This is a genomic window from Staphylococcus simiae (genome assembly GCF_017357005.1).
GTDB lineage: Bacteria > Bacillota > Bacilli > Staphylococcales > Staphylococcaceae > Staphylococcus > Staphylococcus simiae_A.
Genome location: NZ_CP071589.1, coordinates 1,761,126 through 1,782,444, shown reverse-complemented (window position 1 = coordinate 1,782,444; position 21,319 = coordinate 1,761,126). Strand labels below are relative to the sequence as shown.

At 30.3% G+C, this 21,319-nt stretch carries 21 protein-coding genes, 3 pseudogenes and 1 riboswitch; of the genes and pseudogenes, 18 read left to right on the top strand and 6 right to left on the bottom strand.

Annotated elements, in window-relative coordinates:
• Positions 1-60: 60 nt before the first annotated feature.
• Together J3R86_RS08015 and J3R86_RS08010 are read left to right on the top strand one after the other, a co-directional pair.
• Positions 61-969 (top strand): NERD domain-containing protein, encoded by a 909-nt coding sequence (locus J3R86_RS08015; RefSeq protein WP_207516878.1) that lies wholly within the window; start codon positions 61-63, stop codon positions 967-969.
• Positions 970-1,088: 119 nt separating this feature from the next.
• The gene (locus J3R86_RS08010) at positions 1,089-1,922 is read left to right on the top strand and encodes an aldo/keto reductase (RefSeq protein WP_207516877.1); all 834 of its coding nucleotides are present in this window, start codon (positions 1,089-1,091) and stop codon (positions 1,920-1,922) included.
• Positions 1,923-2,091: 169 nt separating this feature from the next.
• Here J3R86_RS08010 and J3R86_RS08005 read toward each other — a convergent pair whose 3' ends face one another.
• The 3 genes from J3R86_RS08005 to J3R86_RS07995 all read right to left on the bottom strand — a co-directional run bounded on the left by J3R86_RS08005 (position 2,092) and on the right by J3R86_RS07995 (position 3,289).
• Positions 2,092-2,445: a fluoride efflux transporter FluC gene (locus tag J3R86_RS08005; RefSeq protein ID WP_207516876.1), complete on the bottom strand. Its 354-nt coding sequence runs from the start codon at positions 2,443-2,445 to the stop codon at positions 2,092-2,094.
• On the bottom strand, positions 2,439-2,807 hold the full coding sequence (crcB, locus tag J3R86_RS08000; protein WP_207516875.1) for a fluoride efflux transporter CrcB: 369 nt from the start codon (positions 2,805-2,807) through the stop codon (positions 2,439-2,441). Before crcB ends, J3R86_RS08005 begins: the two co-directional genes overlap by 7 nt.
• A 179-nt stretch (positions 2,808-2,986) precedes the next feature.
• On the bottom strand, positions 2,987-3,289 hold the full coding sequence (locus J3R86_RS07995) for a hypothetical protein (RefSeq protein WP_207516874.1): 303 nt from the start codon (positions 3,287-3,289) through the stop codon (positions 2,987-2,989).
• A gap of 243 nt (positions 3,290-3,532) precedes the next feature.
• On the opposite strand from J3R86_RS07995, the gene J3R86_RS07990 reads away from it, so the two are divergent.
• Together J3R86_RS07990 and J3R86_RS07985 are read left to right on the top strand one after the other, a co-directional pair.
• Positions 3,533-4,246 (top strand): transaldolase, encoded by a 714-nt coding sequence (locus tag J3R86_RS07990; protein WP_207516873.1) that lies wholly within the window; start codon positions 3,533-3,535, stop codon positions 4,244-4,246.
• Between the two features lie 802 nt (positions 4,247-5,048).
• Complete coding sequence (locus J3R86_RS07985) at positions 5,049-5,492, top strand: hypothetical protein (RefSeq protein ID WP_207516872.1); 444 nt, start codon at positions 5,049-5,051, stop codon at positions 5,490-5,492.
• Here J3R86_RS07985 and J3R86_RS07980 read toward each other — a convergent pair.
• Both J3R86_RS07980 and J3R86_RS07975 read right to left on the bottom strand, forming a co-directional pair.
• On the bottom strand, positions 5,485-5,922 hold the full coding sequence (locus J3R86_RS07980; RefSeq protein ID WP_207516871.1) for a competence protein ComK: 438 nt from the start codon (positions 5,920-5,922) through the stop codon (positions 5,485-5,487). The genes J3R86_RS07985 and J3R86_RS07980 overlap by 8 nt on opposite strands.
• A 19-nt stretch (positions 5,923-5,941) precedes the next feature.
• Positions 5,942-6,412: a sigma-70 family RNA polymerase sigma factor gene (locus J3R86_RS07975; protein WP_207516870.1), complete on the bottom strand. Its 471-nt coding sequence runs from the start codon at positions 6,410-6,412 to the stop codon at positions 5,942-5,944.
• A 197-nt stretch (positions 6,413-6,609) separates the two neighbouring features.
• Between J3R86_RS07975 and J3R86_RS07970 the strand changes: the two genes are divergently transcribed.
• The 7 genes from J3R86_RS07970 (at position 6,610) to ribH (ending at position 13,547) form a co-directional block, all read left to right on the top strand.
• Entirely contained in the window at positions 6,610-6,840 is a 231-nt protein-coding gene (locus tag J3R86_RS07970; protein WP_207516869.1) for a hypothetical protein, read from the top strand.
• 230 nt (positions 6,841-7,070) lie between these two features.
• Positions 7,071-7,928 (top strand): peptidoglycan release complex glucosaminidase SagB, encoded by an 858-nt coding sequence (locus J3R86_RS07965; RefSeq protein ID WP_207516868.1) that lies wholly within the window; start codon positions 7,071-7,073, stop codon positions 7,926-7,928.
• 350 nt (positions 7,929-8,278) lie between these two features.
• Positions 8,279-9,769, top strand: coding sequence for an FAD/NAD(P)-binding protein (locus tag J3R86_RS07960; protein ID WP_207516867.1), 1,491 nt, complete (start codon positions 8,279-8,281; stop codon positions 9,767-9,769).
• Positions 9,770-9,910: 141 nt separating this feature from the next.
• Positions 9,911-10,047, top strand: a riboswitch (FMN riboswitch).
• Between the two features lie 129 nt (positions 10,048-10,176).
• Complete coding sequence (gene ribD / locus J3R86_RS07955; RefSeq protein ID WP_207516866.1) at positions 10,177-11,220, top strand: bifunctional diaminohydroxyphosphoribosylaminopyrimidine deaminase/5-amino-6-(5-phosphoribosylamino)uracil reductase RibD; 1,044 nt, start codon at positions 10,177-10,179, stop codon at positions 11,218-11,220.
• 7 nt (positions 11,221-11,227) lie between these two features.
• Positions 11,228-11,860, top strand: coding sequence for a riboflavin synthase (gene ribE, locus J3R86_RS07950; RefSeq protein ID WP_207516865.1), 633 nt, complete (start codon positions 11,228-11,230; stop codon positions 11,858-11,860).
• 10 nt (positions 11,861-11,870) lie between these two features.
• Positions 11,871-13,076 carry a 3,4-dihydroxy-2-butanone-4-phosphate synthase gene (gene ribB, locus J3R86_RS07945; protein ID WP_207516864.1) on the top strand — a complete coding sequence of 402 codons (1,206 nt, stop codon included), beginning with the start codon at positions 11,871-11,873 and terminating at the stop codon, positions 13,074-13,076.
• A gap of 12 nt (positions 13,077-13,088) precedes the next feature.
• Entirely contained in the window at positions 13,089-13,547 is a 459-nt protein-coding gene (gene ribH, locus J3R86_RS07940) for a 6,7-dimethyl-8-ribityllumazine synthase (protein WP_207516863.1), read from the top strand.
• 176 nt (positions 13,548-13,723) lie between these two features.
• Here ribH and J3R86_RS07935 read toward each other — a convergent pair whose 3' ends face one another.
• Complete coding sequence (locus tag J3R86_RS07935) at positions 13,724-14,722, bottom strand: proline dehydrogenase family protein (protein WP_207516862.1); 999 nt, start codon at positions 14,720-14,722, stop codon at positions 13,724-13,726.
• A 234-nt stretch (positions 14,723-14,956) separates the two neighbouring features.
• Here J3R86_RS07935 and J3R86_RS07930 point away from each other — a divergent pair, with 234 nt between their 5' ends.
• The 7 genes and pseudogenes from J3R86_RS07930 to J3R86_RS12325 all read left to right on the top strand — a co-directional run.
• Positions 14,957-15,787 (top strand): alpha/beta hydrolase, encoded by an 831-nt coding sequence (locus tag J3R86_RS07930; RefSeq protein ID WP_207516861.1) that lies wholly within the window; start codon positions 14,957-14,959, stop codon positions 15,785-15,787.
• Positions 15,788-16,345: 558 nt separating this feature from the next.
• Positions 16,346-17,422 (top strand): annotated as a pseudogene (gene ltrA, locus J3R86_RS07925) (group II intron reverse transcriptase/maturase); the annotation flags it as partial.
• Between the two features lie 85 nt (positions 17,423-17,507).
• Positions 17,508-18,794, top strand: a complete 1,287-nt coding sequence (gene istA, locus J3R86_RS07920; RefSeq protein WP_207516747.1) for an IS21 family transposase — start codon at positions 17,508-17,510, stop codon at positions 18,792-18,794.
• Complete coding sequence (istB, locus tag J3R86_RS07915; protein WP_207516745.1) at positions 18,787-19,551, top strand: IS21-like element helper ATPase IstB; 765 nt, start codon at positions 18,787-18,789, stop codon at positions 19,549-19,551. The genes istA and istB overlap by 8 nt, the downstream gene beginning before the upstream one ends.
• A gap of 55 nt (positions 19,552-19,606) precedes the next feature.
• Positions 19,607-19,831: pseudogene (locus tag J3R86_RS07910) on the top strand (group II intron reverse transcriptase/maturase); the annotation flags it as partial.
• Positions 19,832-20,252: 421 nt separating this feature from the next.
• Positions 20,253-20,435: an XRE family transcriptional regulator gene (locus J3R86_RS07905; protein WP_207516860.1), complete on the top strand. Its 183-nt coding sequence runs from the start codon at positions 20,253-20,255 to the stop codon at positions 20,433-20,435.
• A gap of 777 nt (positions 20,436-21,212) precedes the next feature.
• Positions 21,213-21,303 (top strand): annotated as a pseudogene (locus J3R86_RS12325) (polymorphic toxin type 50 domain-containing protein); the annotation flags it as partial.
• Positions 21,304-21,319 lie beyond the last annotated feature (16 nt).

Below are 21,319 nucleotides of genomic sequence, written 5' to 3'. Positions count from 1 at the left end.
ATCTTTACTTTATCCTTTATAATTATCATATTGACACATTTGAAAAGGAGCGTTATTGTGATGGATTTCTCTTCACCAATTGTTATTGGATTAATTGCTGCAGTTGTTATTGCTTTGATTTTCTTTGTACTTTATTTAGTAGCATTAGGTAGTAAAAAGAAAGTTAAACGACAAACTGAAGAAAAATATGAGCAAAAAGAACAAAATATTAAAAAGACTCACGAAGAACAACTAGAAAAAGAACGTATTGAAAATAAGAAAACAATAACAAAACAACAAGAAGATTATAATGAAATGGTCAGTACGAAAGACCGTGAAATTGATGCGTTAAAATTATTCTCTAAAAATCATAGTGAATATGTTACTGATATGAGACTAATTGGTATACGTGAAAGATTAGTTAAAGAAAAGCGTATTAGACCTGAAGATATGCATATTATGGCAAATATCTTTTTACCAAGTAACAAATTCAATGATATTGAACGTATCAGTCATTTAGTATTAACTCGTACGGGTCTATATATTATTGATTCACAATTATTAAAAGGTCATGTCTATAATGGTATTAGTGGTGGTCAATTTAAAGATTTACCTCCGATGGAACAAGTATTTAATACATTAGATTTAGATTCATCTAGACCACAGACTATTATTATGGATCAAAATGATGACCAAAAATCATTATCATTTGTTAATTATTCAGATAAACTTGAGTCAATTAAACAATTAGCTGAAGATTTACAAAAAGAATTAGGTACAAAATATACACCAACATCTATATTATATTTTAACCCTAAGAATGATGGCGACGTTACAATTTCAAATTACAACCAAAATGCTACTGTTAAAGTATTAGTAGGGAAAGAACAACTTGATGAATTCTTTAATAAGTTTGTTTTCCACGGTCGTATTCAATATAACGTTGATGATTTACAAAATATTATGGATAAAATTGAATCATTTAATTAATAACAACACTGAGATAGTGACTAAATAATGTCATTATCTCAGTTTTTTTATTTTGAGCTAACACTTCAGTGCTAGCTTTGTTATGATAGGCATAAATAGATAAAAGTGAGGCGACAATAATGCAATATAAAAAATTTTACAATGGTAATAGCATTCCTCAAGTTGGTTTAGGTACGTTTCGAGTTGAAAATAATGATGATTGTAAAGAAGCAGTTAAATTTGCCATTGAAGAGGGATATCGTAGTATTGATACAGCAAAAGTATATGGTAACGAAGAAAAAGTCGGAGAAGGGATACGTCTAGCTTTAGAATCAACAGGCTTAAAAAGAGAAGATTTATTTATTACTTCAAAATTGTATTTTGAAGATTTTGGTAGAGAGAATGTACAGCCAGCATACCAAGCAAGTTTAGATCGCTTAGGTTTAGATTATTTAGATTTATATTTAATGCATTGGCCAGGAACGAACGAAGCAGTAATGATAAATACTTGGAAAGGTATGGAAGATTTATATAAAAATAGTCAGTTGAAAAATATAGGTGTCAGTAATTTTGAGACAGAACATTTAGAAGCTTTACTTGCGCAAGTTTCATTTAAGCCAGTGATTAATCAAGTGGAATGTCATCCTTATTTAAATCAACATAAATTAAGACATTATTTAGAAGCGCAACATATAGTAATGGAATCTTGGTCACCATTGATGAATGCTCAAATATTATGTGACGATACGATTCAACAAATTGCTCAAAGACATCGACAATCAGCAGCTCAAATCATTATTAGATGGAATGTACAGCATGGTATAGTAACTATCCCTAAATCAGTGACACCTAATCGTATTATTGAAAATATTAATGTTTTTGATTTCGAATTAACTAATGATGAAATGACACAAATTGATAATTTAAACAAAGATCAAAGAATAGGTCCTGACCCAAAAATATTTGAAGGGTGAATAAATATAAATGAAAAAAAGACTTCATTCAGCTGATACAACTGTGTATCCATGTTGAATGAAGTCTTTATTATGATGATTGAATTGATTAACAATGTAGTAAACGACTATTATAACGCTACTAAATTGTATTTATTAATCAACATAAAACGATGTAATTGAAGTATGTTTAAATATGGTAACCAATATAGCAAGCGATAAAGCCTACTACGAATTGTAGTAAGGAATAAGTAACGAAGTGCGATATATTAAATTTAGTTGTTAACATTTCAACTAGCTCTTTTGATAGAGTAGAAAATGTTGTTAATCCACCTAAAAAGCCTGTAATAATTAAATTTGACATAAGAGGATTATGAATTGATAATCCTAATAATATACCAATAATGATACTACCGATAAGGTTAACTATCAAAGTTGCTATTGGTAATGAAGATTGATGATGGGTATTCCAATAATCAGTTATGGCAGCCCTTGCGACCGCACCTAGTCCACCACCAATTAATATATATATAATATTTAACATTTAATTTTGCCTCCAATCTTCATGCCACAATAACAAAGTAAAATACCGAAAATATAACTTGTTAATGCATAACATAGACAGAGTAAAAATTGTTGCTGCGCCATCATTTGAACTAGTTCAACTTGAAAGGTTGAAAAAGTGGTTAATGCACCCAATAGACCGGTAGTAATTGCTTTTTTAAGTGTTGGATGATTATTAAATAATTTTATTGAAATCGCCGTAATTAGACCCATCAACAAAGCACCGATTAAATTAGCTACTAGTGTACCTATTGGGAATGTAGAGCCATGGTTCAAAATAGATAAACTAAAGCGAAGTAATGCACCTATAGCGCCACCTATAAAGATATACAAATATGTCATTTTGTCACCTCAAAATTTAAGTTATGTTTATAGTTTTAACAAATATTTAGTTTGTCTTTGAAATTTCTGTTTGTAACTTATAGTCAATAAAAACTTCTATTACACATCTATAAAGAATTTCTTTATAAAATGACAATAGAAGTTGTTTAATAAATGAATTTTAACTAATTTATTTGAAATTAAATGATACCAAAAGTATGGATCATAGATAGGGCATGAATTACAATGACGACGAAAATAATCCAAGGTAAAGATTTACTAGCAACTCTAATCCAATCAGAGTCAGGTTTTAATGCTTTAATTGAACGATCAGCAAATAAGATTGCCAAAATCAATATCGCTGTATTTACAATACTACAGACAAAAATAAGTTTAACTATTGAAGCAAATATAGTACTTAATAAATCATTGTTAGTATTAAAAAAGAAGCTAATTATAATCATTAAACATGATAAGTAAAAAAACTTTTTAGAACGAGACATGTTAAACCTCCTGCATCAATATCATTTACATATCGTATCATAAACCATATTAAAACAGTAGTTAATTAATTAACTACTGATGTATATAATTTAATTTCAAACTCATATAAAGACAAATAATTAGCATATAATTACCATAACATGTTATAAATAATTTATAATACAAATTTTTATATCGAGATATTTGATGAGAAAGACGTATCTTGAGACAATAGTTTCACAAGTAAATGGAGGTAATTCATAATGGTAAAATTAAATGTTGAAGTTTTTGCAGATGGAGACGATATTGAACAAATGAAAGCTGCTTATAAAAATAAAGAAGTAGATGGTTTTACAACCAATCCTAGTTTAATGGCAAAAGCTGGCGTTACTAACTATAAAGCTTTTGCAGAAGAAGCAGTGAAAGAAATACCAGATGCTTCAATTTCATTTGAAGTATTTGCGGATGATTTAGAAACTATGGAAAAAGAAGCGGAAATTTTAAAACAGTATGGAGATAATGTGTTTGTTAAGATTCCTATTGTGAATACTAAAGGTGAATCGACAATTCCATTAATTAAAAAGTTGTCTGCTAATAATGTAAGATTAAACGTAACTGCTGTATATACAATTGAACAAGTTAAAGAAATTACAGATGCTGTTACTGAAGGCGTTCCAACTTATGTTTCAGTATTTGCAGGTCGCATTGCTGATACTGGAGTGGATCCACTACCTTTAATGAAAGAATCAGTCGAAATTACTCATAGTAAAAAAGGTGTTAAATTATTATGGGCTAGTTGTCGTGAAGTAATCAATGTTATTCAGGCTGATGAAATAGGTGCTGATATTATTACTTGTCCAGCAGATGTTGTTAAAAAAGTGAACACTAACTTAGGACGAGATATTGAAGAATTGTCAGTAGACACAGTAAAAGGCTTTGCTAAAGACATTCAAAGTTCAGGATTATCAATATTATAGGTTCTTTATTTTTCAGGACTGATAAATAAAAAGTGAATAGTTTAAAATATAAATTATTTTGAAGCCGAGACTCCTGAGACAGCACCCTAGGAAGGGACCCAACATAAAAAAACTGGTTATCCAGTTTTTTTCATGAATGCAGGTTGGGCATTGGGGCCCCAGCAAAGAAAAATTCTGTCAACACAATTTTTACTATAATGTACAAGCTGGGGTGCGAGGCTAAAAAAATAATTATGTATCAGTCCAATTTGGGAGAGAACCATTATTTGTTTGGTCACTTTTATTTATAGAGATAATTGCGCTTTTTTCATATTCAAAATATAAAAATCGGACTAATAGAAAATAATTAAAAATTCTCTATCAGTCCGATTTATTATAGAACCAATTTTTTGAAGTATTTACATGTAAAATTACATAAAATCGAAGTATTGTAGTGGAGACTCCCGAGGGAGCAGTGCTAGTCGAAGACTACAGGCTGAGACAGCACCCTGGGAACGCGTAACTACAATACGGAGTATTGAACATAAAGAAGCACAAAGACGATTTAAAAATAAAATCATCTTTGTGCTATTATTTTTGGGATTTATGTCCCAGGCTCTTATGCATTCGAAGCGACAGCGACGAATGTAAACAGTTAATGGTACTAATAAACACTACTAATGATCTCTAAAAAAGAAAAGGACATTCATTATCCGAGTTCAAAATAAAAATGTAGCTTAAATACATAAAAATCTGTAGAATTAATAAAATACAATAATAAGTATGACTTTATGAATTTAAAAAGGAGCGTTTGTCCTTAACTATGAACAAAAGTACATTTGATAAAAAAGTTAAAAAACAATTATGGTTTTTAAATAAGAATGAGAAGCGTGAATTAGATAATCATTTAACACAACTTGATGACAGTGAATCAAATCATTTTAATAAGCCAATTGCATATTCAAATGAATACCTTAGACATCATGTATTTAATAAATCTACAGCTAAAAGCTATAATACATTTTTATTATTATTAGGTATCGTTTTTACATATGTCTGCTTATTAGGTTTATTTTTATTTGGATTAATAACAAGTTTAACTGGTGTTCAATTTTTTATACAACCTAAAGTGGATTTATCAACAGCAACAGTTATTTTAACAATTATAGGTGCTATCTTATTAATGATAGTTAGTATCTATCTTATTAAGATAGTTACAGCATTTTTTACCAAAAAATTATTGCAAGCTAAGTTTAATTCTAAATAGTTTGAGTTATTAATTGACTTAGAATCAAACTTTCCTGACATTTTTTCATTATTAAAGTATGTGGCTCATCGACTTCTAGTGATATAGCATTGTTAAAATTAATAATTGTGATATTTCTTTTGACGTTAATTCCAATAATTTGTCGTGCATTAATATAATATTGTATTGGTGCACGTTTTTGTTTTATAGGAAATAAAATAACTTGAGGATTAATGTAAATTGGTATGAGTTTATTTATTTTTAACATACGTTTTGCATACTCAGTTTGTAACTCTAATGTTTTAAAATGTAACTTTAAATAATAATTCAAAACTTTGTGTATCGAATAAGGTAAACTATATGAATAATGTGTATAAACACAGTCAGTTGATAATTGTTCAGATGTAGATGTTTTAATATAAAGTAGTTCGTTTGTGGAGAAATTATTCATTCAATTCTGTCCTTTACAGTTAGTTTTTGTAATGAGATAATTTGATTTTGATATTGGCTTTAGTTGTTTTTATAGTAGAAATAGATAAATTCATTATATTAGCGATTTCGTATTGTTTATAACCTGCTAAATGCAAAGAAAGCCACTGTTGTTCTCTAGTAGTTAGTATTTGTAACATTTCATTATAATATAGTGAGAAATCATTTAAATTACTGGTATATGACTCACCAGTGATTAAATTGGTATCAAAAGAGATAACCTCATTGATACGATGTTGTTGTCTAAATAGATCGAAAAGGTAGAATTTTAAGCGAGTAAATAAAAAAGTATTAATATTGCAGTTGTGAGAAGCTTGATAAGAGGTACTTAGTTGCCATAATTTTATCAACAATAATTGATAAAATTCATCATAATTATACGATACATGATATTTTTTTAACAAATAATGTATTATTTTATGGTGTTTATTATAAATTTCATTAAAATTCACTATTTGAATCTCCTCGTTATGTACATAACAATTATTTCCGGATATTCAAACTGTAATGAAAAAAGTATGATAATTCATTTGCGTAATCTTTGAATTAAGTGTTAAATAGTACTCATAAGTAATTTGAAAACTGCGGAATGACATATTATTAAAGACATAAATAATAAATAGAACAAATTTTTATGAAGGAGGATATTATGGACTACGCACACTTAAATTTAGAACATTTTTTTGCAAGAAATGACGATTTAGACGTTATACGTGATCGTTCAGATTTTGTAATGATTAATAATTTTACAAATGAAATGATGTATCGTGATGGCCAAATTGAAGGAACTATTGATTTAAATCAATACTATTATAAGAATAGATCAAATGCGGCTAGTTTTATCATGATGGATTATAAAAGAGATATAACAGGTAATTAATATATTTATAAATATCTAGAAGATTCTAAATCAACTATATTTGCTTATGAATTTATTAAATTTCAAAATGAATTATTGAGTAATTGTTTAAAAAATTTCATTTTGATTACTATTTATTTATGAATTGGTAACAATGTATAGATAAAATTGTTATACTACGATATTAATGTTAAACTTTATTATCGTAGTATGACTGAACGTACAACAACAATGACCTAAGAGGTGTAGATATGAATAAACACAAGAAGGGTTCTATTTTCACAATAATAGGACTTGTTATCATATTTGCTGTTGTCGCATTTTTATTTTTCTCAATGATATCAGATCAGATATTTTTTAAACATGTTAAATCAGACGTTAAAATAGAAAAGTTAAATGTTACATTAAAAGATGCAGCAAAAAAGCAAATAAATAATTACACGAGTCAACAAGTATCAAATAAAGAAAATACAGCCTGGAGAGATGCTTCAGGAACTGAAATTAAGTCTGCAATGGACAGTAGTAAATTTATCGATGATAAAAAGCAAAAGTATCAATTTTTAGATTTATCCAAATATCAAGGTATTGATAAAAATAGAATTAAACGTATGTTAATTGATAGACCAACATTACTTAAACATACAGATGCCTTTTTAGATGCCGCTAAAGATAAACATGTTAATGAAGTTTATTTAATTTCACATGCATTATTAGAAACAGGTGCTGTGAAGAGTGAATTAGCTAACGGTGTTGAAATTGATGGTAAGAAATATTATAACTTTTATGGTGTAGGTGCATTAGATAAAGATCCAATTAACACTGGTGCACAGTACGCGAAAAAGCATGGTTGGGACACACCTGAAAAGGCAATCAGCGGCGGTGCAGATTTTATTCATAAACACTTCTTATCAAATAAAGATCAAGACACGTTATATAGTATGAGATGGAATCCTAAGAATCCTGGAGAACATCAGTATGCTACAGATATTAAATGGGCAGAAAGTAATGCAACTATTATTGCAGATTTCTACCAAAATATGAAAACTGAAGGTAAATATTTCAAATATTTCGTCTACAAAGATGATAGTAAACATTTAGATAAAAAGTAATTTTTTTAGGTAAGCATACAAATGTAAGTCAATTAGTATAGCCAAGATTTTCTCGAATCAGAAAATCTTGGTTTTTCTTATGTTATAAAGACTTGATATAAGACAATTTTATGGTTCTCTGTTTTGCAGGACTGATAAATAAAAAGAAATAATTTAAAAAATAATTATTTATCAGTACAATTTAGGAGAGAACCAATTTTATTAAGTAAATCATTTAAAAAATAGTTATGATGAAGTTGAAGATTTAATTTTTAAAATAAAGGGAAATAATTATTAATCAAAAATTTAAATTGATATAATTTAAGATAATAGTAATCTTAAAAAATTAACAGTATAGAGGATGAACAATAATGCGTGTAGCAATAATTGGTATGGGAACAGCAGGTGTAAGTGTATTAAGGGCATTGGTTAAACATCCCAAATTTAAAAACTTACACGTTGATTTATATGATGACAAAGTTAATATGGGGCAGGGTGTGCCATTCCAAAACGATAGTTCGGAATTATTAATTAATATGCCGTCAAAGAAGATGAGTTTAAACTTAGATGATGACCAAGAATTTTGGAAATGGTACCAACAGCAACGTGATTTTCATTTTGATGATCCAACTTATCTACCTAGGTTTGTTTTCGGTCATTATATGAAATCATATGTATCAATGTTTAATGAACAGTATGATAACATCACTACGATTTATCATAAAGTTAAAGGTGTGTATACAAATTCGAATATTGATGAAACAACTTTAAAATATTATGTTTGTACTACTGCGAATAGAGATGAATGGCATGAATATGATTATTTATTTTTAACTTGTGGTACGTTTGCATATCATGACCCTTATGAATTAAAAGGAAAATCAGGTTATATACCTACACCGTATCCTACTTATAATACTTTGGATAATGTTCAAAGTAGTGATGATATAGCAGTAATTGGAACTGGATTAGCAAGTTTAGATGTTGTACGTTATGTAGCTGCACATCATCCTAAATTACCTATTACAATGACAAGTCGTTCTGCACATCTTCCAAGTGTACGTGGAGAAATGATACCTATAACATTCAATCATTTAACAAAACATCGCTTTAATTTAATTAAGAAGGATAATTACGGTAATGTACCTTTAGATACCGCTGTCACTTTATTTTTAAAAGAGTGTGATGATTATGGTGTGGATTTTAAAAAATTAGTAGAAAGACGCACTGGAGATCATATTGCAGACTTAACTTATGATTTAGAACGACCACAGGAGTTGGGTGCTTTTCAAAGTGTAATTGAATATTTAAAAGAAAATTTAAATTGGATTTGGAATAGTTTTAGTTTAGAAGACCAAAAAATATTTAATAAGAAATATACGAAGATGATTCAATTAAATTCTAATCCAATGCCACCTAGAACAGCTAAACTTATCATTGATTTGATTAGGGACGAGTCCTTAATCATCAAAAAAGGGTTAGAGCATGTTTCTTATCAAGATGAAAGCTTTGTATTTTCATATCAAGGCTATCCAGATAAAGAACAATTTAATGTTGTGATTAATGCGACAGGTTCTAAAACGCACTTATCACAATTAGACGAAGATGATCAATTGATATTAAACCTTGAAAATAGACAAATTGTACAAGCGCATCCAATGGGTGGTATTCAGATTATTCCTGAAACCAATCAAGTGATCAGTCCAAGATACGGCACGTTAACTAATGTTATTGCAATTGGTCAAATGACAAACGGTGTTAATAAATTACGTAATGGTGTAAAAATGATTGTCGAGCAAGTTGATAATACTGTATCACAATTATATACATCATTAGCACAATTTGAACGTAATCAACAATAGGTAAAATACTAGTGGAATTTATAGAAATTAGAGTCTAAACACTGATTAAGATGGTAAGAATTGTATTTTAAAAGTATATATAGTATCATTTAAATTGTAGTTTAGATACTACTTACTCAAATAATCTATAACAATTTCATATTATTCTTTCGGGGCAGGGTGAAATTCCCAACCGGCAGTAATTTAAAGCCTGCGACCCATTAATAATTTATATATTAATGGCTGATCTAGTGAGAATCTAGAGCCGACAGTTAAAGTCTGGATGGGAGAAAGAATATCGACAATCGACATGATTAATAAGGCATATTCGTTTAAAAATAATTAACGAATAGGCTTATTTAACGATAACTTTAACTCCTTGCATCTGAAATTTAGATGTAAGGTTTTTTGTTTATAGAGGTGATATTTTGAGTCAATTTATGAAATATGCAATTCAACTAGCTAAAATGGTTGATGGTCAAACTGGTATAAATCCACCGGTAGGTTCTGTTGTTGTCAAAGATGGGCGTATCGTTGGTATAGGTGCACATTTACAAAAAGGTGATAAACACGCAGAAGTTCAAGCATTAGATATGGCAGGAACTCAAGCTAAAGAAGCCACTATTTATATTACGTTAGAACCATGTAGTCATTATGGTTCAACACCACCATGTGTAAATAAAATTATTGATGCTCAAATTAGCAAAGTTATTTATGCTACGAAAGATCAATCATTAGAGACACATGGTGATGATATTCTTCATGCACAAGGTATAGAAGTTGAATATCAATATGATGAAGAAGCGGCGTCTTTATATCAATACTTTTTTAAAGCTAAAGCACAACAAATTCCAGAGATAACAGTCAAAGTTGCTGCTAGCTTAGATGGTAAACAAGCGAATGATAATGGTCAAAGTCAGTGGATTACTAACAAAGAAGTAAAACAAGATGTCTATCAGTTAAGACATAAGCACGATGCAGTTTTAACAGGACGTGGAACAGTAGAATTGGATAACCCACAGTATACAACTCGTTTCGCTGACGGTAAAAATCCTATCAAAATCATTTTATCTAGATCAGGCGATTTAGATTTTAGACAACAACTTTTTCAAGATACATCAACAGCAATTTGGATTTATACTGAAAATCCAAACTTAACAACAGATAAAGAAAATATAGATATTATTTATTTACAACAGTGTCAATTAACAGCAATTTTACAAGATATATATCAAAAAGGTGTTGGTAAACTGTTAGTCGAGGCAGGACCACACATTACTTCAGAATTTCTCCAATCAGGCTATATAGATGAATTTATTCTCTATTTTGCCCCGAAACTCATTGGTGGATCTGGAACATATCAATACTATCAAACGGATGATGTATTTAATATTCCAGAAAGTAATCAATTTGAAATTGTTCATTCCGAATTAATAAACCAAAACATCAAATTAATATTACGAAAGAAGTGACGACGACATGTTTACAGGTATCGTTGAAGAAATTGGTACAGTAACAAACGTCCGAATGCATCAATCAGTACGAACACTTGATATAAAAGCACATAAGATTACTGAAGATATGCATATAGGAGATTCAATAAGTGTCAACGGTGCATGCTTAACTGTTATTGATTTTAATGAGTCTTCTTTTTCAGTACAAGTGATTAAAGGTACTGAAAATAAAACCTATTTAGCTGATATAGCAAAACAAAGTGAAGTCAATCTAGAACGTGCTATGAGTGGTAGTGGGCGTTTTGGTGGACACTTTGTGTTAGGGCATGTGGATGAATTAGGTAAAATTTCAAAAATTAAAGAAAATGCCAATTCGAGGATAGTTACAATTCAGTGTAGTACAACAGTATTAAATCAATTGGTAAAACAAGGATCTATTACAGTAGATGGTGTTAGTTTAACGGTTTTTGACAAGCATGCAAGCTCATTTGATATACATTTAATTCCCGAAACTAGACGATCAACGATATTAGCAACTAAAAAGTTAGGAGATAATGTTCATTTAGAAACAGATGTCTTATTCAAATATGTTGAAAATATTTTATCGCAAGATCGTTCACAACTGACACTTGATAAATTGAAATCATTTGGTTTTTAGGAGGGGTATCATGCATTTTGATAATATAGAATCTGCATTAGAGGCTTTGAAAAATGGACAAAGTATCATTGTAGTTGATGATGAAGATAGAGAAAATGAAGGTGATTTAGTAGCCGTTACAGAATGGATGAATGATGACACTATTAATTTTATGGCTAAAGAAGCACGTGGATTAATTTGTGCACCTGTATCCAAAGAAATAGCACAGCGATTGGAACTTCATCAAATGGTTAATGATAATTCTGATATTTATGGTACTAAATTTACCGTAAGTATTGATCATAAAGAAACGACCACTGGAATTAGTGCAAATGAACGTACATTGACAGCTAGGAAACTCATTGATCCACGAACAGTTGCAAGAGATTTCAATAGACCAGGCCATCTATTTCCTTTAGTAGCAGAAGATGAGGGCGTCTTAGTAAGAACCGGTCATACAGAAGCAGCAATTGATTTAGCAAAATTAACGAACGCACAACCAGCTGGAGTAATTTGTGAGATTATGAACGACGATGGCACAATGGCAAAAGGTCAACAATTACAAAATTTTAAAGAGAAACATCAATTGAAAATGATTACAATTGCAAGTTTAATAGAGTATCTTCAACACCATCAACAACCTATTATCAATCAAAATAATGTTGACATACAAATGAAAGCTAAAGTTAAAATGCCAACAGATTTTGGTACGTTTGATATGTATGGCTTTACAACATCTACTAGTAATGAAGAGATTGTTGTCTTAGCTAAAGGAGATATACGTAGTGTTGAAAATGTACGCTTACATTCTTCATGTTTAACTGGAGATATATTCCATAGTCAACGTTGTGACTGTGGTGCACAGCTTGAAGCATCTATGCAATATATTGAGGAACATGGAGGTATGATTATTTATCTACCACAAGAAGGAAGAGGCATTGGACTAATCAATAAATTACGTGCTTATGAATTAATAGAACAAGGCTATGATACAGTGACTGCTAATTTGGCTCTAGGTTTTGATGAAGACTTACGAGACTATTATATTGCAGCCCAAATTTTAAAATATTTCAATGTAGAACACATTAATTTATTAAGTAATAATCCTAGTAAGTTTGAAGGATTACAACATTATGGTATTGATATTAACCAAAGAATTGAAGTTATTGTTCCTGAAACGGAACACAATCATCATTATATGGAAACAAAAAAATTAAAAATGGGTCATTTAATATAGGAGGGCTAAAAAATGAATTTTGAAGGTAAATTAGTTGGAAAAGGACTAAAAGTAGCAATTGTAGTAAGTCGCTTTAATGATTTTATAACAGGTCGTTTATTGGAAGGTGCTAAAGATACTTTAATCAGACATGAAGTTGAACCTGATAGTATTGATGTTGCCTATGTTCCTGGTGCATTTGAAATACCACTAGTAGCTAAAAAATTGGCTAAATCTAACAAGTATGATGCAGTCATTACTTTAGGTTGTGTTATTAGAGGAGCAACGTCACATTATGATTATGTATGTAATGAAGTTGCTAAAGGTGTTTCAAAAGTTAATGACGAAACTGAAGTGCCAGTTATCTTTGGTATTTTAACAACTGAAAGTATAGAGCAAGCTGTTGAAAGAGCGGGTACAAAAGCTGGCAATAAAGGTGCTGAAGCTGCAGTTAGCGCTATAGAAATGGCAAATCTATTGAAGTCCTTTTAAATGAAATGTTAGTAATAAATGGATTAGCACATAAGAGTGTGGTACATTAGCTTCTTGGCGAAAAGACAAAAAGACAATTTCTATGGAAAATTGATAGGAATTGTCTTTTTTCATATTTGTTAACATTAAAAAGGGTTTTCTAATAAATTAGACTTCTATTTTAAGAAGATAACTGATTAACGACGACTTTGTTTAAAACGTTTTATTAATAATAATGATGCTGATATTAATACAGTTGCCATACCTACTCGTTTAATTGTTTTAGGTTTTATAAATTCTTTAACTGCTAATGATAAGTTTTGAGGACGTTCGGCTAATCTACGCATAAAATAACCAAACCAATCATCACCATATGGGACATAAATAGTAAAGTTATAACCTTCATTGGCTATTTGTTGTGCTAAATCTGATCTGAAACCATAAAGCATTTGAAATTCCATTTTATTTTTATCAATGTGATGTGTTTTCATAAATTGTTTAACATGATTAATAATATTGTGATCATGAGTCGCAATAGATGTAAAGTTACGAGCATTTAACAAACGTTGCTCAATGATTTTAATGTAATTGGCATCTACATCTTCTTTTGATTGGAATGCAATTGACTCATCTTCTTTATACGCACCTTTAACTAAACGTAAACGTAAATCTTGATACTTATCAACTAAATCATGACAATCATATAAATATGCTTGAATAACTGTCCCTACATTTCTAAATTCACCTTTTAAACGATCAAGAACTTGAATAATTTGTTGCAGACTAGCATATTTTTCTGTATCTATATTAATATGCATATTGTTATATTCATTTGCTTTCAACAAAATTTCTCGTAAATTTTCATAAGCAAGTTCTAAATCAAATTCTGCACCCAACTGACTTAATTTAACAGACATATGTGCATTAACATTATGTTGATGAATGGCATCCATAATTTGTAATATTTGTTCTTTGGCATGTAAACTTTCTTCTATAGTACCAACAAATTCTCCGAGATTATCAACAGTCACAGCAATATTTTTATTATTTAAGTCTTCTATCGTATTAATTAATTCAGGAATTGTATTTCCTGCAACTACCTTATTGGCACCCATTTTAGGACCTACCTTTTTAGCTGCATTATTTAAATAACTGTTGTTTGATAAAGCAATAAAAAAATTTTTTAGTAATGGCATTGCTATTCCTCCAAACCCTTATGTTTAAAATAATTTTAGCACGAAAAATTTATTGTAGAAAGCGTTTTCATAGAATGTAATCAAATTTATTTTTGTATAATTACACTGACAACTTGTGAAATTCATCTTGTGTCAAACTATAGTCATGGAGTAATTACTATAAATGGCATAAAATAGTTAGAATTTGCTATAATTACTATATTGAAGTTTATTGAAAAAAGGGGCATTAGAAGAATGTGGAAATGGGAAGCAGAGAATGATGCGAAAGGCGTTGTAGTTATTGCTCACAATTTGTTAGAACATACTGGAAGATATGCCTATGTCATCACTATGTTGCGTAGAAATGGTTATCATGTAATTATGGGAGATTTACCAGGACAAGGGCAAACTTCAAGAGCAAATAAAGGTCAAATTGAGAACTTTCAAACATATCACGAAGCATTATTAGAGTGGTTAAAAATTGCAAATGAATATAAAATTCCAACTTATGTGTTGGCAGTTGGATTAGGTGGTTTAATTTTATTAAACTTATTAGAAAAAGTAGAGTTACCTATTGAAGGCATGATGTTAATCTCACCACTACTAGACTTGCAAAAATCTGGAAAGAATCGAAAAGATAAATTAATTTCAAACGTAGGCAAAATTTCTAAGGATACACGTTTTAAATTAGGTATTGAAGTGGCAGATTTAACTAGAAACGAAGAAATCATTGAAGAAACTGAAAATGACGGTTTAATGCTAAAGAAAGCAACGTATCACTGGTATAATATTATTAATGAGACAATGAAAGAAACGATGAATCATATAAAAGATATCCAGTCGTTACCTACTTTGTTAATGTACGGTACAAAAGATAGAATAGTTGAAACATCTGCCATAAACGAATTAAAAGATAAGTACGATACACCTGAACTATACTTTAAAGCGTGGGAAGGATTATATCACGAGATTCATAATGAACCTGAACGTGAAGAAGTCATGCGTTATATTTTAACGTTTTTAAATAATAGTGTGAATACATTAGGTTTTATTGTTGAAGATAAAGATGTTACAGAATTAGAATAAATAATTGTATATTAACTATGTTTCAAGAAAACCCTTTATGCAAAAGGGTTTTTATTGTGCGCCCGGCATGGGTAATTACTAGACGGTGAAAGTCCGTTACAGGCTTGGTAGTAGGAACTGTTAGCGAAAGACAAGGGTGTCCATTGTGAAATGGAATCTGAAGGAAGTCGGACGCAAACACTCGCACTGACGAACAGAAATATCATACAAGGCTATGTGGAATGGATGAATCTGCAATACAAGATAAAGTCCGATACTACCCGAGTTCTATATAGTAAATGATGCAGTGGAATGAGTGGAAAGTGGTTACTCTTACCCGGGGAGGTCTCATCAGCGATAAAAAAATCGTAGTAATAACGAATGATGAGAAGTCAGCAGAGGTCATAGTAGGTAGAAATACTGAAGGACTGAACAATATTCATACAAAGTAAAGAATGGAGGTTAGAGATTTACAACGTACAGAATACAATTAATGATTGGCAACTCATAGAAAGATAAGTAGTGGAACGAAAAAGGATATATGAGTGCGTACAGTAAATCTTAGGTGAAATGAAAGAAATGTATCGTGAGTCTCCATCTATGATGGAGCTTGTTGTAAGAGAGAATAATATACAAAAAGCAATTAAGAAAGTGAAGAAAAACAACGGTGCACCTGGCATCGATGGCATGCGAGTAAGTGAATTAACATCACATTTCGCAAAATACTTTCCACAAATTAAACAAAAACTGCTTGATGGCACGTATAAGCCACAAGCAGTAAGAAAGGTTGAAATACCTAAATCAAATGGGAAAAAGCGCGTGCTTGGAATCCCTGTCGCAAGAGACAGAGTTATCCAACAAGCCATTAAACAAGTCATTGAACCTAGTATCGACCGTACTTTCTCAAAACACAGTCATGGCTTTAGACCGAATCGTAGTACAGGAACTGCACTTAAAGAATGTGCAACATACTATGAAGAAGGTTACTTAGTTGCAGTTGATTGTGATTTAAAACAGTGCTTTGATATGTTGAACCATGATAAATTAATGTATCTATTTGAACGACATGTTCAAGATAAAGCCATTTCTAAATTTATTCGTAGAAGCCTACAGGTTGGTGCAATCGACCTCAATGGTAATTATCGAAGTAGAGAAATAGGTGCACCGCAAGGTGGTGTTATTTCCCCGTTACTTTGTAATATTTATCTTCACGAATTAGATAATGAATTGAAGAAACGTGGTCATCGCTTTGTTCGTTATGCAGATGACTTCGTCATCTTTGTACGTACAAAACGAGCGGGTCAACGTGTCATGGAAAGTGTGACAAAGTTTATCGAAAAAGACCTTAAACTTATTGTAAATAGTGAAAAGAGCAAGGTAGGTTCTATCACACGTTTAAAGTTCTTGAGTTGTCTAATGACCAAAGTAAATGGCACTTATCGTTTCAGACCGACTATGGAAGCAAGAAGAAATTTAAAACGCACCTTAAGACGTCTAACGAAACGAAATAGACCAGGTACCTTTAAAGAGATTATAACAGAAATTAATCAAGTAACACGAGGGTGGATAAATTACTTTGGTAAAGGATTTATTACAGGTTTTGTAACGAAGTTACAATCATGGTTAAACCGACGCATTAGACAACTAATCTGGAAATGATAATTTAATAATGTACACTTTTGACTGTTTAAGTATGTACAATCTGTAAAATTTAGAGATAATTTTATTGAGGTGAATAACAATGAAATTATCTTTAGATATAAATACAGATTATGAAGTTACAACTCTTTCAGATTTACCAAAATTAAAAATTGTTATGGAGAGCTTAAACATGAAAATTAATAAAAGTGAAATCGCAAGACAAATGAATGTAGATCGAAGAACAATAGATAAATATTTAAATGGCTTTAAACCTTCGGTTAATCGAAAAAAACAATCTAAAATTGATCCCTATTATGATTTAATAAAAGAATTGTTGTCTGAAGAATGTGAACAGAAATTCTTTTATAAACGCGTGTTATGGCAATACCTTAAAGATAATCATGGTCTAAATTGTGCGTATTCCACATTTAGAACATATATAAGAAAACATGATTTATTCAATAATTATTTTAAAAAAGGACGACAAAAGTCAACGCCTGTTGGAACAACTAGATTTGAAACAAAACCAGGTTGCCAAGCTCAATTTGATTGGAAGGAAGATATAAGATTTAAAACGAAGGATCATCAAGAGGTATCTTTAAATATTGGTGTTTTACTCCTGTCATATTCACGCTTCAAAATTATGCAAGTTACGATGAGTAAATCATTAGATGTATTACTTAATTTAATGGTTCAAGCTTTTGAATCTATTGAAGGTGTTCCAGAGGAACTTGTTACAGATAATATGAAAACAGTGATGAGTCAACCTAGGACTGAAACGTTTAGTGGACAAGTTAATCCTAAATTCAAACAATTCGCTGATGATTTTAATTTTAAAGTGAAGCCGTGTATAGCTGGTCGTCCTAGAACGAAAGGTAAAGTTGAATCCATTATGAAAATATTAGATGAAATTCATGCCTATCAAGGACAATTATACTTACATGAAATTCCACAATTTATTGACGAATTAAATGATCGTTTGAATTACTCAGTGCATAATGGGACAGGAAAAATACCAATTATTGAAGTAAAAAAAGAAAAGAGCTTCTTACAGCCATTACCCAATGTCCATGTAAGAAACTCATATAAAGTAGAACATAAATATTTGAAAGTCAATCGTTCGAATATGATTACATATCGCTCCAATCAGTACTCAGTTCCTGCTGAATACTATGGAAAAACGGTTGAAGTTCAAGTTTATGATCAACGTTTGTTTGTTTATTATAACACCAAATTAATCGTTGAGCATCCTATTACCCATCATAAATTAAATTATCAGCAACAACACTATTTAGAAACGCTAGCTGTCTCCTATGGAGACCATGATGATATTAATCAGCTGGCCTTAGATAATTTAAAAACGATAGGAGAGATGTATGATGAATAATATTACTAACTACCAACGTTTAAAAGATAATCTGTCATATCTAAAAATGAATCAAATGATTACTCATTTAGATGAAGTGATAGATTTTAGTATCACTAACGATTTATCATTTATTGATACTTTAATTAAATTGAGTGATTATGAAATCGCAGTTAAAGAAAAGAATATGATTGAATCAATGGTTAAGGTAGCAGCATTCCCTTTTAAAAAGGAACTGTGCGACTTTGACTTTTCATTCCAACCTAACGTCAATAAACAAGAAATCGTAGATTTTACTCATTTACGATTTATAGAAAACCATCAGAATATTGTCTTTTTAGGTCCAAGTGGTGTAGGTAAAACCCATTTAGCTACATCAATTGGTATGTCAGCAGCGAAAAAAAGAGTAAGTACGTATTTCATTAAATGTCATGATTTAATACAAAATTTGAAAAAATCTCAATTAGAGAATCGGTTAGAAAATAGACTCAAGCACTATAGTAAATATAAATTACTAATTATTGATGAAATAGGCTATTTACCTATTGATAGTGAAGATGCCAAACTCTTTTTCCAACTGATTGATTTAAGATATGAGAAGAAAAGTACCATTTTTACTACAAATATTAATTTCAATTTATGGAATGAAATATTTGAAGACCCTAAAATAGCTAATGCCATTTTAGATCGCATATTACATCACTCAAATGTCATAAAAATAACTGGGAAGTCTTATCGGTTAAAAGACCATTTTGTGAAAGTTGAAAAGACAGAATGACATTTTTGTACATTCTTAAACAATCATTTTTGTACATTCTTTTATTGACATTTACAAACTAATCCTCAAAAGATGGAAAAGAATAAAAACCAAATATAAGATGTTACGTAAGTATGGACTTGACCATAAGAGTGCAATGAAAATTGCCAATTCAAGAAAGAAATACTGGCGCTTATCATCAACGCATGAAGTTCATCGTGCACTTACAACAAAACGTCTCTACAAGTGGGGGTTAGAACCATTAACCCAACTCGCAGAGACGGCTTACGCAAGATATTGAACCGCCGAGTACGGAACCGTACGCTCGGTGGTGTGAGAGGACGGATAATCAAATAATGGTTATCCTCCTACTCGATTATAAAAAAAGAAAAAATTGATTACGTTAGAAATATAACGTGTAATAGTAATATACTTATTAGAAGGGAGGAAAAATAAATGAAGAGACAAAAAAAGCTCAAAAGCTTAACATTCTCGATAAAAATTAACTTGGCCGTTATCATAATCGAGATAGCTTTTGAACTTAACTAATTGCGGGAGGGTAACCTCCCTCTCACATATATTATAAAACGCTCTTCATTTATTTGTAAACTATGAAAATAAATTACAAACTAAGAAAAACTAACAAAAAAGAAAAAATTGAATTTGTACTAGTTTTATTGTTAATCATAATGATAATATCTTTTGTTAAGGTTGTGTTTTAAATGGGAGATGAAATAATTAAGTTGTTTAATTCAAATATAAGTGCTTATCAAATAAGTAAAGATACGGGGGTTAATGAAGCAACTATTAAACAATTAAGGTTAGGTAAGTCAAAATTAGATAGACTAGGCTTATTAAACGCCGAAAAACTTTACAATTATCAAAAGGAAATTGAGGGAAAATAGGAAAATTAAAAATATACGGCTATATCCCTTGATATATAAGGGATAAAGAATAATTAGTTGCCCATTTTTTAAAAATTTCCTTTATGGGCAACTAAATGGGCAACTGCTTTTAAAAAGTGATAAACTCTATAATTTGTGAATTCTCGTCATTATGCGATTTTAATATCTAAAGAAGGTGAATAAATCCCATTTTTTAAAACCGTACCCAAGTGTCTGAATGGGAGCGCGAGCAGTACATGAAACAATATTAATACGCTAAACAAAATGGGATGAGTTTAGTAATATCAAGGGCTAGAGCGATTTCGCTTTAGCTCTTTTTTTGTGTGAAAATATAGCTTTAGGTGGACAGAAATAGTAATTTTAACTTTTAAAGTTAGTATTTGTCTACTTTTTGTCCACTTAATTTCATTGTATTATGTGTTGTTGAGCGTGGAAGTGGGTCACCAAACTTATTTTAAAATATAAAGATGCAATTCATATGGCTAAAGATGCATTAAGTAATAAATAAGCAATAAATGTAGAAAGTGAACCGCACCCCAAAAGTTAAACCTAAAATTTAACTTTTGGGGTTCACTTCAAAAAAATGGTGATAAGTCTTGGATTTTCTTTTCATTATTAGAAATACTTTGGATATTAATGTTTTGAACCAGTACTATATATTTTTATTACTCAGCAGTTATTGGTCACCATTTAAACAGTCAGATTGATTTTGCACTAAAAAGAGAATTTTTATATATGCATAACGTAAAAGCCTAAAAGTATCATAAATAACTTTGGCATCAGTTTTGTCGCAGTACTACCGTCCCACATGTTGGCAATTGTCGAGACCAATTCTTTAAAGAACGTAAAGGTAAGTATAAGCTAGAAGATGAAGATAATACAGA

What these genes read in the sequence shown, in the direction of transcription:
- J3R86_RS07980 (WP_207516871.1), bottom strand. Translation starts at nt 5,922, where the DNA reads ATGAATAATTTCTCCACAAACGAACTACTTTATATTAAAACATCTACA.
- J3R86_RS08010 (WP_207516877.1), top strand. Translation starts at nt 1,089, where the DNA reads ATGCAATATAAAAAATTTTACAATGGTAATAGCATTCCTCAAGTTGGT.
- J3R86_RS07985 (WP_207516872.1), top strand. Translation starts at nt 5,049, where the DNA reads ATGAACAAAAGTACATTTGATAAAAAAGTTAAAAAACAATTATGGTTT.
- ribE (WP_207516865.1), top strand. Translation starts at nt 11,228, where the DNA reads ATGTTTACAGGTATCGTTGAAGAAATTGGTACAGTAACAAACGTCCGA.
- J3R86_RS07960 (WP_207516867.1), top strand. Translation starts at nt 8,279, where the DNA reads ATGCGTGTAGCAATAATTGGTATGGGAACAGCAGGTGTAAGTGTATTA.
- ribH (WP_207516863.1), top strand. Translation starts at nt 13,089, where the DNA reads ATGAATTTTGAAGGTAAATTAGTTGGAAAAGGACTAAAAGTAGCAATT.
- J3R86_RS07995 (WP_207516874.1), bottom strand. Translation starts at nt 3,289, where the DNA reads ATGTCTCGTTCTAAAAAGTTTTTTTACTTATCATGTTTAATGATTATA.
- ribB (WP_207516864.1), top strand. Translation starts at nt 11,871, where the DNA reads ATGCATTTTGATAATATAGAATCTGCATTAGAGGCTTTGAAAAATGGA.
- istB (WP_207516745.1), top strand. Translation starts at nt 18,787, where the DNA reads ATGAATAATATTACTAACTACCAACGTTTAAAAGATAATCTGTCATAT.
- crcB (WP_207516875.1), bottom strand. Translation starts at nt 2,807, where the DNA reads ATGACATATTTGTATATCTTTATAGGTGGCGCTATAGGTGCATTACTT.
- istA (WP_207516747.1), top strand. Translation starts at nt 17,508, where the DNA reads ATGAAATTATCTTTAGATATAAATACAGATTATGAAGTTACAACTCTT.
- J3R86_RS07930 (WP_207516861.1), top strand. Translation starts at nt 14,957, where the DNA reads ATGTGGAAATGGGAAGCAGAGAATGATGCGAAAGGCGTTGTAGTTATT.
- J3R86_RS08015 (WP_207516878.1), top strand. Translation starts at nt 61, where the DNA reads ATGGATTTCTCTTCACCAATTGTTATTGGATTAATTGCTGCAGTTGTT.
- J3R86_RS07935 (WP_207516862.1), bottom strand. Translation starts at nt 14,722, where the DNA reads ATGCCATTACTAAAAAATTTTTTTATTGCTTTATCAAACAACAGTTAT.
- J3R86_RS07905 (WP_207516860.1), top strand. Translation starts at nt 20,253, where the DNA reads ATGGGAGATGAAATAATTAAGTTGTTTAATTCAAATATAAGTGCTTAT.
- J3R86_RS07965 (WP_207516868.1), top strand. Translation starts at nt 7,071, where the DNA reads ATGAATAAACACAAGAAGGGTTCTATTTTCACAATAATAGGACTTGTT.
- J3R86_RS07990 (WP_207516873.1), top strand. Translation starts at nt 3,533, where the DNA reads ATGGTAAAATTAAATGTTGAAGTTTTTGCAGATGGAGACGATATTGAA.
- J3R86_RS07970 (WP_207516869.1), top strand. Translation starts at nt 6,610, where the DNA reads ATGGACTACGCACACTTAAATTTAGAACATTTTTTTGCAAGAAATGAC.
- J3R86_RS08005 (WP_207516876.1), bottom strand. Translation starts at nt 2,445, where the DNA reads ATGTTAAATATTATATATATATTAATTGGTGGTGGACTAGGTGCGGTC.